The organism is Nocardioides zeae, assembly GCF_030818655.1.
Classification (GTDB): Bacteria; Actinomycetota; Actinomycetes; order Propionibacteriales; family Nocardioidaceae; genus Nocardioides; species Nocardioides zeae_A.
The window spans coordinates 903,980-916,336 of the sequence record NZ_JAUTAN010000001.1; the positions used below are offsets into that span (position 1 = coordinate 903,980).

Genomic DNA, 12,357 nt, shown 5'->3' on the forward strand with positions numbered 1-12,357 from the left:
CGTACGCGCCGGGGTTGGCGTGCAGGGTCCCGCGCTGCGCGCGGTGCTGGCCGCGGTGCTGGCCGGAGTGCTGGCGGCGCTCGTGCTCGCCGGGTGCGTGCGCCTGCCCGACTCCGGGGACGTGACGGTGCCCGACGACGTGCCGGACGGCGTCGGCGACGCGGGGGTCGACTACGTGCCGCCGGGCCCGACGCCGGGGGAGACGCCGGACGAGATCGTGCAGCACTTCCTCGGCGCCATGCGGGCGACCTCGCTGCAGACCAGCGTGGCGCGGTCGTTCCTCACCGACGCGACGGCCGACGCGTGGTCGCCGGAGCAGCGCACCATCGTCTACGAGGACGCGTCCCGTCCCACGAGCGGGACGACGGTGAGCGTCGACCTCCAGGGCAGCGCGAGCCTCGACGACCGGGGGCAGTGGGTCGGGGAGCCGAGCGGGGCGGACCGCACCATCACGTTCGGCATGACGCAGGAGGACGGGGAGTGGCGCATCGCCACCCTCCCCAACGCCCTCATCGTGCCCCTGACGTGGCTCGAGGCGCGCTACCAGCGTGCCGACCTCTACTTCCTCGATCCCTCGTCGCGGATCCTCGTCCCCACCCCGGTGTTCGTGCCGAGCGGCGAGCAGCTCGCCTCACGGCTCGTCGACGCGCTGCTCGAGGGGCCGCCGGACTCGCTGACCGGCGTGGTGACCACCGCGCTCGGCGGGACGGGACCCGGCACGACGGTCGAGGTGTCGTCCTCCGGGCTCGCCTCGATCCGCACGACCGGCGCCGACGGCGCCCCCGAGGCGCTGACCGAGCCGATGGTCGCCCAGCTCGCCTGGACGCTGCGCCAGGTCCCCTCCGTCGTGCGCATCCGCGTGCTGGTCGACGACGTCGCGCTCCGGGTGCCGGACGGCGGCACCGACTTCGCGGTCGGTGCGGGGCAGCGCTACACCCCCGACGTGGCCGGTGCCGACGCGGCCCTCTACGGGGTGGAGGGCGACCAGGTCGTCGAGGTGGACGGCGCCGCCACCACGCCGGTGGCCGGCACCGAGGAGCTCCTGGGCGCCGGGGTGCAGCGCATCGCGGTGGACCTCTTCGGGACACGGGTCGCCGCGCAGGTGGCGGACGGTTCGGTGGTCGTCCTGCCCCTCGACGACCCCGCCGCCCCGACGACCCGCATCCCGGCCGAGGGCACCGCTCGCCTGTCGTGGGACTTCGCGGGCCGGCTGTGGATCGTGGACGGCGGCGAGCGGGCGCGCCTGCGCGTCGTCAGCTCGGGCACCGTCACGCCGCTCGACGCGCCGGACCTGAGCGGGCAGCGCGTCACCTCGATGACGGTGTCCCACGACGGGTCCCGCCTGGTCGCCGTCGTCGGTCTGCCCGGGACGCAGCGGGTGGTCGTGTCCCGGGTCCGCTACGACGAGCGTGGCGGCGTCGCCGACGTCGTCGAGCCGGCGCAGGACCTCGCGGTCGACGCCGCGGGCCTCGCGGTGCTCGACGTCGGCTGGCGCTCGGCCACGGAGGTCGTCGTGCTCGCCCGGATCGACGACACCCTGGTGCAGGTGCAGCGCGTCCCCGTCGACGGGTCCCCGGGGGACGGCGACGGCACGACCCTCCTCATGAGCGACGCGGACCGGCTCGTGACCTCGACCTCCCCGGGCACGCCGCTGCTGCTCGTCGGTCCCCTGCTCGTGGAGGAGTACGACGGGTCGCGCCTCGTGGCCTCCGAGGCGAGCGCCGCCGGGCTCACCTACCCCGGCTGAGGCCGACCGGGGCCCGGCCGACCCGCTCGTCCTCCCCAGGACCGTGCCGGGCCGCGCGTCTCCACGGGCACCCCGCCGAGCGGGACGCCGTGCGCCCCGGTGCGGTGGGATCGGGGCGTGGGCACCGGGTGGTTCGTGGACGCGGCGTGCGACCTCGTGACCGGCAGCGCGTGCGTCGGCTGTGCCCGCCCCGGACGCCTGCTCTGTGCGGCGTGCGCGGCCACGCTCCCGGCCCGGGGCGCGCCCGCCGTCGTCGACCCGTGGCCGGGCCGGCCTCGTGCCGACCTGGGCGGGCGCACCCCACGCCGACCTGGCCCGTGACCTGGTGATCGGCCACAAGGAGCGCGGCCGCTGGGGCCTGCGCGCCCCGCTCGGGCGGCTCCTGGCCGCCGCGGTGGCCGCCGGCGTCGGAGCGCCGCCCGGACGGGGTCGGCTCCTGCTCTGCGCGGTGCCGTCGCGCCCCGGCACGGTGCGGAGCCGCGGGCACGACGCGACCGGGGCCGTGGTCGCGCGGGCGGCCCGCACCCTGCGGGCGCAGGGGTACGACGCGGTCCGCGTCGACCTGCTCCGGTCGGGACGGGCGCTCGACCAGGGGGACCTCGACGCGGCCGGCCGGGCGGTGAACCTGGTCGGCACCATGCGCTGCCCGGCCCACCTTCTGCGGGCGGCGGCGGCGCGCCACGGGCGAGGGTCGGTGGTGCTGTGCGACGACGTGGTCACGACCGGGGCGACGCTCGTCGAGGCGGCGCGGGCGCTGGGGAGCAGCGGCGTACCACCGCTGCTCGCCGCGACGGTGACCTCCACCCCACGGCGCGGTGGACGGGGGACGAGGACTTCAGACGATTCCCAGGCGCGTTCCCTTCCCCGGGCGGGAAGGGACGACTAACGTCGTCGCATGGAGTCCGCCCGGGTCCGTGGTTGCGTCGCCCCGACGCGCCGAGCCCCGTCAGGGGTGCGGTCACGGCGGTGCGGCAAGCCGATGCCAGTCGCAGGCGAAACGGCCCACGTAAGTCCGTCCCGGTCCGCCGGTGCCGGACGATCACGGTGCGGCTTAGACGTAAGTCCTGCCTCGCCCTCGTCGTCAGATGCGACGTCCGGCGGGAGAAGGTCGGTAGTGGCGGAGAAGCTGCGAACACCTCAGCAGGCGACTGTGGGGACGAAGACCAGGTCGGCCGGGCGGGCTCCATCCACCGGCGGGACGCGAGCCACCGTGGGTGGCTCGTGCACGCGACCGCACGGAGGTCGCCCCCGCACCTGATCCACCAACCACCAGGGAGGTTCGCATGGAGATCGTGGTCACCGGACGGCATGTCGAGGTGTCGGAGAGCTTCAGGTCCCACGTCGAGGAGAAGCTCGCCCGACTGGAGAAGCACGATCACCGCATCATCAGGGTGCAGGTGGAGGTCTCGGAGGAGAAGAACCCCCGCCAGGCCGACCGCTGCATGAAGGTGCAGCTCACCGCGTTCTCCAAGGGGCCGGTGGTCCGTGCGGAGGCGTGCGCCGACCACAAGATGGGTGCGCTCGACGTCGCGCTGGACCGGATGGCCGCGCAGATGCGCCGCGCCGCCGACCGCCGCCGCATCCACCGCGGCCGCCACGTGCCCACCTCCGTCGCGCAGGCGCTGGCGGGCACCGGGGTGGTCGAGGAGCGGACGGCGGACGGCCCCGGTGACGCTCCCGCGGACGGCGCGCCCCAGCGCCGCCAGGTCGGGGGCATCGAGGTGGAGGGGGACGGTCCGCTCGTCGTGCGGGAGAAGGTGCACCCCGCGGAGCCCATGACGCTCGACCAGGCGCTCTACGAGATGGAGCTGGTCGGCCACGACTTCTACCTCTTCGTCGACAAGGCGAACGACCGTCCGTCGGTCGTCTACCGACGACGTGGCTACGACTACGGCGTGATCGCGCTCGACCTCGACGGGGGCCTGGACGGCGTGGGCGGCGTCGCCGGTGAGGTCGACCGCGAGGTCGCCGGCGCCGGCGCCGCCGTGCTGGCGGGGCGCGCCGAGGGCTGAGCGACCCGAGAGACCGGCGGGGGAGGCGTCGCGGCGTGTCATGATGGCCCCCGTGACGCCCCCTCCCGCCACCTCGGACGGCACCTCGGACGACACCTCGGGCACCGAGCCGGTCCGTGTGATCGTCGTCGACGACCAGGAGCTGTTCCGTCGCGGCCTCACCATGCTCCTCGGCATCGAGGAGGGCATCGAGGTCGTCGGCGAGGCGGGCGACGGCGAGGCGGGCCTGCGGCTCGCCACGACGACCGCCCCCGACGTCGTGCTCCTCGACGTCCGGATGCCGAAGGGTTCCGGCATCGCCGCCTGCAAGGCGATCAAGGACGCGGTCCCCGCGACGAAGATCATCATGCTCACCGTCTCCGACGAGGAGGGCGACCTCTACGAGGCGGTGAAGAGCGGCGCGTCGGGCTACCTGCTGAAGGACTCCTCGATCGACGAGGTCGCGCAGGCCGTGCGGGTGGTCTCCGACGGCCAGTCCCTCATCAGCCCGTCGATGGCGGTGAAGCTCATCGACGAGTTCAAGCACATGTCGCGGGCGGAGAAGACGCCCGGCCCCTCGCTGAAGCTCACCGAGCGCGAGCTGCAGGTGCTGCGCCTCGTCGCGACGGGCATCAACAACCGTGAGGTCGGGCACCGGCTCGGCATCACCGACAACACGGTGAAGAACCACATGCGCAACATCCTCGAGAAGCTCCAGCTGCACTCGCGCATGGAGGCCGTCATGTACGCGGTGCGCGAGAAGCTCCTCGACGTGCCGTGAGCCGCACGGCCCCGGCCGGTCCCACGATCACCCTGGCCCAGGCGCGCCGCATCGCGCTCGCCGCGCAGGGGTTCGCCGACCCTCCCCACGCCACCCCGACGTTGCGCACCTTCGACCGCACGCTGCGGCGCACCCGCGTGCTGCAGATCGACTCGGTGAGCGTCCTGCAGCGGGCGCACTACATGCCGCTCTACTCCCGCATGGGCCCCTACGACACCGGGTTGCTCGAGCGTGCGACGACCGGGCGCCCGCGGCGCATCGTGGAGTCGTGGGCGCACGAGGCGGCGTACCTGCCGGTCGAGCACTGGCCGCTGCAGCAGCTGCGGCGCGACTCCTGGCGGGAGCGGTACGCCGCGAGCGGCATCGGCGTCGAGGACCCGGGCCTCGTCGAGGAGGTCCGGCAGCGCGTCGCGGTGGAGGGCCCGGTCACGGCCCGCGAGCTCGACGACGGCCGCCCCCGCCGGCGGGACCACTGGGGCTGGAACTGGTCCGCGGCCAAGCAGGCGCTCGAGATGATGATGCGGACCGGCGACCTGGCGGTCGCCGGGCGCAACGCGGCCTTCGAGCGTCGCTACGACCTGCCCGAGCGCGTGCTGCCGCCCGAGGTGCTCGCCGCGCCGGTGCCGGAGCGGGCCGACGCGGTCCGCGCGCTGGTCGCGATGGCGGCCCGCAGCCACGGCGTCGCGACGGTCGCCTGCCTGGCGGACTACTACCGGATCGGCCAGCGGGCGGCGGCCGTCGCCGTGCAGGAGCTCGTCGAGGCGGGCGAGCTGGAGCCGGTCGTGGTGCGGGGGTGGCCGGCCGCGACGTACCTGCACCGCGACGCGGCGCGGCCCCGGCGCGTCGACGCCCGTGCGCTGCTCAGCCCGTTCGACCCGGTCGTCTGGTTCCGGCCGCGCGCGGAGGCGCTGTTCGGCTTCCACTACCGCATCGAGATCTACACGCCGGCCCACAAGCGGGTGCACGGGTACTACGTGCTGCCCTTCCTGCTGGGCGACCGACTGGTTGGCCGCGTCGACCTGCGGGCCGACCGGCGGGGCGGCCGTCTCGAGGTGCTGGGAGCGTTCGCGGAGGCCGACGCGCCGCCCGCGACGGCGGCCGGGCTGGCCGCGGAGCTGCGCCGGTTGGCGGGCTGGCTCGACCTGGACACGGTCGTCGTGTCCCCCCGCGGCGACCTCGCGCCCGCGCTCGCGGGCGAGACTGCGGCGCACCGCTGACCTCCGGGGAGGGGTGCGCGCGGCGACCTTGTCGCGTGGGTAGCATGGCGGGCGCGTCCGTCGCGCCCCTGCGACGCCTGCATTGCGACCAGCGCACACTGAACTAGCCAGGAGTTCGATCCGTGGGGATCATCGACAAGCTGCTCCGAGCCGGCGAGGGCAAGATCATCCGCCAGCTCGAGGCGATCGCGTCCGCCGTCAACGCCATCGAGGACGACTACGTCGCGATGACCGACGAGGAGCTGCAGGGCCAGACGGCCGAGTTCAAGAAGCGGCTCGAGGAGGGCGAGACCCTCGACGACCTGCTGCCGGAGGCGTTCGCCGTCGTCCGCGAGGCGGCCAACCGCGTGATCGGGCAGCGTCACTACGACGTGCAGATCATGGGCGGCGCGGCGCTCCACATGGGCAACATCGCGGAGATGAAGACCGGTGAGGGCAAGACCCTCGTCGCGACCCTCCCGACCTACCTCAACGCGCTGTCCGGCAAGGGCGTCCACGTCGTCACCGTCAACGACTACCTGGCGAAGTACCACGCGGAGTGGATGGGACGCGTCCACCACTTCCTCGGCCTGACGACCGGCGTGATCCTCCCGTCGATGCGGCCCGAGGCCCGGCGGGCGGCCTACAACTGCGACATCACCTACGCGACCAACAACGAGCTCGGGTTCGACTACCTCCGCGACAACATGGCGACGTCGGTGTCCGACTGCGTGCAGCGCGGCCACAACTTCGCGATCGTCGACGAGGTCGACTCGATCCTGGTCGACGAGGCCCGCACGCCGCTCATCATCTCCGGCCCCACGCAGGAGGAGGTGCGCTGGTACGGCGAGTTCGCGCGCATCGTGAAGAAGCTCGAGCGCGACGTGGACTACGAGGTCGACGAGAAGAAGCGCACGATCTCGGTGCTCGAGCCGGGCATCACGAAGGTCGAGGACCACCTCGGCATCGAGAACCTCTACGAGTCGGCGAACACGCCGCTCATCTCCTTCCTCAACAACTCGATCAAGGCCAAGGAGCTGTTCCGCCGCGACAAGGAGTACGTCGTGCAGAACGACGAGGTCCTCATCGTCGACGAGCACACGGGCCGCATGCTGTCCGGGCGTCGCTACAACGACGGCCTGCACCAGTCGATCGAGGCGAAGGAGGGCGTGAAGGTCCGCGAGGAGTACCAGACGCTCGCCACCATCACGCTGCAGAACTACTTCCGCCAGTACGACAAGCTCTCGGGCATGACCGGCACGGCCATGACCGAGGCCGCGGAGTTCGACAAGATCTACGAGCTCGGCGTCGTGCCCATCCGCACCAACAAGCCGCCGCAGCGCGTCGACCAGCCCGACCTCGTCTACCGCACGGAGAAGGCGAAGTACGAGGCCGTCGTCGACGACATCGAGGAGCGGCACCGCAAGGGCCAGCCCATCCTCGTGGGCACCGTCTCGGTCGAGAAGTCCGAGCTGCTCTCGAGCCTGCTCAAGAAGAAGAACATCCCGCACACGGTGCTCAACGCGAAGTACCACAGCGACGAGGCCAAGATCGTCGCGCAGGCCGGTCACAAGGGCGCCGTCACCGTGGCGACCAACATGGCGGGCCGCGGCACCGACATCATGCTCGGTGGCTCCGTCGAGTTCCTCGCCGACGCGGAGCTCCGCAAGAAGGGGCTCGACCCGGTCGACACGCCGGAGGAGTACGAGGCCGCGTGGCCCTCGACCCTCGAGCGCATCAAGAAGCAGGTCGAGGACGAGCACGACGAGGTCCGCGAGCTCGGCGGCCTCTACGTGATCGGCACGGAGCGCCACGAGTCCCGCCGCATCGACAACCAGCTCCGCGGTCGGTCCGGCCGTCAGGGCGACCCGGGCGAGTCGCGGTTCTACCTCTCGCTCGAGGACGAGCTCATGCGGCTCTTCAAGGCCGAGTGGGTCGACCGCGTCATGACCGTCATGCGGGTCCCCGACGACGTGCCGATCGAGGCCAAGCGGGTCACCAAGACGATCGCGAACGCGCAGGGCCAGGTCGAGGCGCAGAACTTCGAGTCCCGCAAGAACGTCCTCAAGTACGACGACGTGATGAGCCGCCAGCGCGAGGTCATCTACCGCGAGCGGCGCCAGGTGCTCGAGGGGGAGGACCTCTCGACCCAGGTGCGGGGCTTCATCGAGGACGTCGTGACGTCCTACGTGCTGTCGGCGACGCAGGAGTACCCGGAGGACTGGGACCTGCACGCCCTGTGGGGCGCGCTGCGCCAGCTCTACCCGGTGAGCCTCGAGATCGACGACCAGATCGAGAAGGCCGGCGGCTCGAAGGCGGGCCTGTCCCGCAACGAGCTGGCCGCCGACCTCGCGAAGGACGCCCTCGCGGCGTACGACCGCCGCGAGGCCGAGGTGGGCTCGGAGGTGCTGCGGGAGCTCGAGCGCCGGGTGGTGCTGACGGTGCTCGACCGCAAGTGGCGCGAGCACCTCTACGAGATGGACTACCTGCGCGAGGGCATCGGCCTGCGCTCGTACTCGCAGCGCGACCCGCTGGTCGAGTACCAGCGCGAGGGCTTCGACATGTTCGGCACGATGATGGACGCCATCAAGGAGGAGGCCGTCGGCTACCTCTTCAACCTCGAGGTGCAGGTCGACGAGGAGCCGGTGGGCGAGGTCGTCGAGGGCGACGTCGCGCTCGAGGAGGACGCGTCCGAGGAGGCCGTCGACCTCGAGAAGAAGCCGGTCATCCGGGCCAAGGGTCTCGACCCGGTGCGGCAGCCGCAGGGCCTGACCTACGCCGGTCCGTCGGAGGACGGCGAGGTCGTCGCCCGTCGCGACGCGGTGACGAAGGCCGACGACCCCTACGCCGACACCGGCCGGAACGACCTGTGCCCCTGTGGCTCCGGCAAGAAGTACAAGCGTTGCCACGGCGCGCCCGGCGGCCCGACCGGGCTGACGGCCCGCGTCAACGGCTGACCGCTCCGCACGCCACGACGGCCGCTCCCCCTGCCGGGGGAGCGGCCGTCGTCGTCCGACCGGGAGCGCGCCCGGTGTCGCTCAGGCGAACTCCAGGGCCGTGCAGATCCACCGCTCGGCCCGCTCCTCGAAGCGGGCCGCGACCGCGCGGGAACGCTGGCCGTAGCGCACGTGGGCGCTGATCTCGGCGACGTCGTCCGCCACGAAGCCGGCGTGGACGCTGCGCACCTGGGGCCGCACCACGTCGCGGGACCGACCGCCGCCACGCACGCTGGCCCGGGCCACGAGGTGGCCGCGTCGGGCGAGGTCGGTGTGGACCGGTGCGGCCGTCCAGCGCAGGAGCTGGCTGGCCGGGCGGTCCCCGCCCGCGATCTCCACCGCGGCCTGCACGTAGCGGTGCGCCCAGCTCTCGAGCCGACGACGGCGGCGGAGGTCGACCCGCACCACGTCCGCCCCCGGGCCCGCGACGGCGGGGCCCGTGCGCTGCGGCGCCGGCGGGGGTGGGTCGAGCGCGGGGACGAGGTCGAGCGCGAGGGTGCCCTGGACGGCGTCGCGGACGGGGCTGGTGGGGCGGCGGCCGGTGAACGGCACGACGCTCCCGCGGTGGGTGCCCGGCCCGTCGGGCCCGCTCGCGCTGGTCGGGCCCGTCGACGGGGTCGGCTGGCGGTCGGTGGTGGTCATCGGGTGCTCCTCACTCGCTCGGACGGGACAGGGCGCCCAGGTCGAGGCGCTGGCCGGGATGGATCAGGTCGGGGTCGGGCCCGACGACGTCGGCGTTCGCGCGGTGCAGCGCGAGCGTCGCGTCGAGCACCGCCGCGTCGTCCGCGCCGGCCGGGAGGTGGGCCGCCGCGATGGACCACAGGTCGTCACCGGCGACGACCACGTGGTGGGGCCGGGGCGCACCGCTCGCCGCCGAACCCCTGCCCGCGGTGGCGGCCGTGGCCGCACCGGCGGCGGGGACGAGGCCGTCGGGGCCGTCGGGGCGGTCGGGCAGCGGGAGGCCGTCGAGCAGCTCGGCCGTCGGCGAGGAGGCGCGACCGCCGGCGAGGGCACCGGTGGCCCCCGTCGCCCCGACGGCGGTCTCGCCGGTCGTGGACGGGTCCGCCGCCGGAGCGGTGACCGCCGTCGCCGGCTGGGCGAGGGCCACGGCGGTCGTCACGCCCAGGGCCAGCAGCACGCTGCGGCGGAGCACGGCCGGGCAGCCGCGGCGCTGCCGTTCCGCGCCACGCAGGGCGTCGACGCAGACGAGCGCCACGAGCACCCAGCACCAGGGGGCCGCCACGAGGAGCGCCGTCGACGCCAGGGCGACGAGGAGCGCGTCGTACGTCGCGTGCGGGTCGCCCCCGGACAGGAGCGGGTCGGCGACGGGGACGACGCCCGGGAGGGCGAGCGCGACCGCGCCGAGGAGGAGCAGGGAGGCGAGGAGCGCGACGACGGCCACCCGCCATCGCGCCACGCCGACGGAAGAGGACATCCCGAGACCTTTGCGTTTGCGTGCGTTTGCATCATTCAACGCCTGCTCGACTGCATCGTCAAAGGGTTGTCCACAGCCGGTGGGCGCTGGCAGGCTCGTCCCCGTGACCTCGGATGCGCGCCTCTTCGCCCTGTTCGACGAGCTCGAGCAGGAGGCGACGGCCGCCTACGACCGGGAACGCACCCTGGAGGTGGGGGACCGGAGCCGTGCGGAGTACCGCGCGGTGACGCTGGCCAGCCGGATCGTCGCGTCCGTCGACACCGAGGTGTCGTTCGACGTCGAGGGGGTCGGCACGGTGCGGGGCGTCGTCGGACGCACGGGCGACGGGTGGTGCCTGGTCCGGGCGACGGCCGCGGACTGGGTCGTCGCCCTCGCCGCGGTCGAGGCGGTCCACGGCGCCTCCGAGCGCTCGCGCCCCGAGATCACCTGGTCACCGGTCCAGCGGCTCGGGCTGGGCGCCGCGCTGCGGCGGCTCGCGGACGCCGAGACCGAGTGCGTGCTGCACCAGCGTGGCGGCGCGCGGCACGAGTGCGTCGTGCGGCGGGTGGGCGCCGACTTCGTCGAGGTCGCCGTGCGCTCCGGACGCGGACGGCGGACCGTCCTGGTCGCGCTGGCGGCGGTCGCCGCCGTCCGGAGCGGCGTCTCCGCGGTCGTCTAGGGGCCGGTCAGCCGTGGGTCAGCCGTGGGTCAGCCGTGGGTCAGCCGTGGGTCAGGTCGCGTCCGCGTCGTACGGCGGGACCTCGCCGGCGGCCAGCGGCCGCTGGCCGTCGCGCACCGGCTTGTCCATCTCGTCCTCGGCGAGCGCCTCCATGATGTGCTTGCGCACGATGGTGCGGGGGTCGAGGTCGCGCAGCTCGAGGTCGGCGTACTCGGGCCCGAGCTCCGAGCGGAGGTCGTCCCGGGCGGTGCGCGCGAACCCGCGCAGCTGGCGCACCATCTGACCGGCCTGCTTCGCCACCTGGGGGAGGCGGTCGGGACCGAGCACCATCATCGCGACGAGCCCGATGACCGCGAGCTCGGGCAGGCCGATGCCGAACACGTCAGAACTTCGCGGTGGGCGTCAGTCCGAGCTGCATGCCCGCGAGCCCGCGGCCGCGGCCCGTGAGTCCCTGGGCGATCGCGAGGAGCTGCTGCGCGGCGGGCGTCGTCGGGTCCGACTCGACGATGGGCTTGCCCGCGTCCCCGCCCTCGCGCAGCGACGGGTCGAGCGGGATCCGGCCCAGCACGCGCACGTCGTACCCGAACCGCTGCGAGAGCGTCGCGGCCACGCGGTCGCCGCCGCCGCTGCCGAAGATCTCGAGCTTCTCGCCCGAGTCGGGGCTGACGAAGTAGCTCATGTTCTCGACGACGCCGACGACCCGCTGGTGCATCATCGAGGCCATCGTGCCGGCGCGCTCGGCGACCTCCGCGGCCGCCTCCTGCGGGGTCGTGACGACGACGACCTCGGCGTTCGGGAGGTGCTGGCCCAGCGAGATCGCGATGTCGCCCGTGCCCGGGGGCAGGTCGAGGAGGAGCGCGTCGAGGTCGCCCCAGTAGACGTCGGAGAGCATCTGCACGAGCGCCCGGTCGAGCATGGGCCCGCGCCACGCGACCACCTGGTCGCGGCGCGGCTTGAGCATCCCGATCGAGATCACCGAGACGCCCGTCGGGGTCGGGACCGGCATGATGAGGTCGTCGACCTGGGTCGGGCGCGCATCCGCCACGCCCAGCATCGCCGGCACGGAGTGGCCGTAGATGTCGGCGTCGACGATGCCCACCTTGAGGCCCTGCTGCGCCATCGCGAGCGCCAGGTTCACGGTCACCGACGACTTGCCGACGCCGCCCTTGCCGCTGGCGATCGCGAAGACGCGCGTGAGGGAGCCGGGCTGGGCGAAGGGGATCTCACGCTGCGCCTGACCCCCGCGGAGGGTCTCCTGCAGGCCCTGGCGCTGCTCGGCGTTCATCACGCCGAGCTCGATCTCGACCGAGGAGACACCGGCGAGCTCGCCGACGGCCGCCGTCACGTCGCGGTTGATCGTGTCCTTGAGCGGGCAGCCGGCGACCGTCAGGAGGACCTTGACGTGCACGGCCCCCTCCGGGGACACCGCGACGTCGTCCACCATGCCGAGCTCGGTGATCGGTCGCTTGATCTCGGGGTCGTTCACGCGGGCGAGCGCGGCCGTGACCTGCTCGACGCTCGGCGTGCCCGTGGGGGTGCCACTCATGGACGCC

Annotated in this window: 11 protein-coding genes; 7 read left to right on the top strand and 4 right to left on the bottom strand. The window is 73.7% G+C overall.

Annotated elements, in window-relative coordinates; genetic code table 11:
* Positions 1–19: 19 nt before the first annotated feature.
* The 6 genes from QE405_RS04295 (at position 20) to secA (ending at position 8,672) form a co-directional block, all read left to right on the top strand.
* On the top strand, positions 20–1,747 hold the full coding sequence (locus tag QE405_RS04295) for a GerMN domain-containing protein (protein ID WP_307198977.1): 1,728 nt from the start codon (positions 20–22) through the stop codon (positions 1,745–1,747).
* Positions 1,748–2,024: 277 nt separating this feature from the next.
* Complete coding sequence (locus tag QE405_RS04300) at positions 2,025–2,633, top strand: ComF family protein (RefSeq protein ID WP_307198978.1); 609 nt, start codon at positions 2,025–2,027, stop codon at positions 2,631–2,633.
* Positions 2,634–3,030: 397 nt separating this feature from the next.
* A complete protein-coding gene (gene hpf, locus QE405_RS04305; protein WP_307198979.1) occupies positions 3,031–3,759 on the top strand; it encodes a ribosome hibernation-promoting factor, HPF/YfiA family in 729 nt (242 codons plus the stop codon).
* 52 nt (positions 3,760–3,811) lie between these two features.
* Entirely contained in the window at positions 3,812–4,519 is a 708-nt protein-coding gene (locus QE405_RS04310) for a response regulator (protein ID WP_307198980.1), read from the top strand.
* Positions 4,516–5,736, top strand: a complete 1,221-nt coding sequence (locus tag QE405_RS04315; protein ID WP_307198981.1) for a winged helix-turn-helix domain-containing protein — start codon at positions 4,516–4,518, stop codon at positions 5,734–5,736. Before QE405_RS04310 ends, QE405_RS04315 begins: the two co-directional genes overlap by 4 nt.
* A 122-nt stretch (positions 5,737–5,858) precedes the next feature.
* Positions 5,859–8,672, top strand: a complete 2,814-nt coding sequence (gene secA, locus QE405_RS04320; protein WP_307198982.1) for a preprotein translocase subunit SecA — start codon at positions 5,859–5,861, stop codon at positions 8,670–8,672.
* A gap of 81 nt (positions 8,673–8,753) precedes the next feature.
* Here secA and QE405_RS04325 read toward each other — a convergent pair whose 3' ends face one another.
* Positions 8,754–9,353 (bottom strand): Rv3235 family protein, encoded by a 600-nt coding sequence (locus QE405_RS04325; protein WP_307198983.1) that lies wholly within the window; start codon positions 9,351–9,353, stop codon positions 8,754–8,756.
* Between the two features lie 10 nt (positions 9,354–9,363).
* The gene (locus tag QE405_RS04330; RefSeq protein ID WP_307198984.1) at positions 9,364–10,146 is read right to left on the bottom strand and encodes a LysM peptidoglycan-binding domain-containing protein; all 783 of its coding nucleotides are present in this window, start codon (positions 10,144–10,146) and stop codon (positions 9,364–9,366) included.
* Between the two features lie 103 nt (positions 10,147–10,249).
* Between QE405_RS04330 and QE405_RS04335 the strand changes: the two genes are divergently transcribed.
* Entirely contained in the window at positions 10,250–10,804 is a 555-nt protein-coding gene (locus QE405_RS04335; protein WP_307198985.1) for a hypothetical protein, read from the top strand.
* 51 nt (positions 10,805–10,855) lie between these two features.
* Here QE405_RS04335 and QE405_RS04340 read toward each other — a convergent pair whose 3' ends face one another.
* Both QE405_RS04340 and QE405_RS04345 read right to left on the bottom strand, forming a co-directional pair.
* Entirely contained in the window at positions 10,856–11,185 is a 330-nt protein-coding gene (locus tag QE405_RS04340; protein ID WP_307198986.1) for a sec-independent translocase, read from the bottom strand.
* Between the two features lies 1 nt (position 11,186).
* Positions 11,187–12,350 (bottom strand): Mrp/NBP35 family ATP-binding protein, encoded by a 1,164-nt coding sequence (locus QE405_RS04345; protein WP_307198987.1) that lies wholly within the window; start codon positions 12,348–12,350, stop codon positions 11,187–11,189.
* Positions 12,351–12,357: the final 7 nt, after the last annotated feature.

Coding starts and splice junctions, on each gene's coding strand:
- QE405_RS04330 (WP_307198984.1), bottom strand. CDS start 10,146: ATGTCCTCTTCCGTCGGCGTGGCGCGATGGCGGGTGGCCGTCGTCGCG.
- hpf (WP_307198979.1), top strand. CDS start 3,031: ATGGAGATCGTGGTCACCGGACGGCATGTCGAGGTGTCGGAGAGCTTC.
- QE405_RS04325 (WP_307198983.1), bottom strand. CDS start 9,353: ATGACCACCACCGACCGCCAGCCGACCCCGTCGACGGGCCCGACCAGC.
- QE405_RS04345 (WP_307198987.1), bottom strand. CDS start 12,350: ATGAGTGGCACCCCCACGGGCACGCCGAGCGTCGAGCAGGTCACGGCC.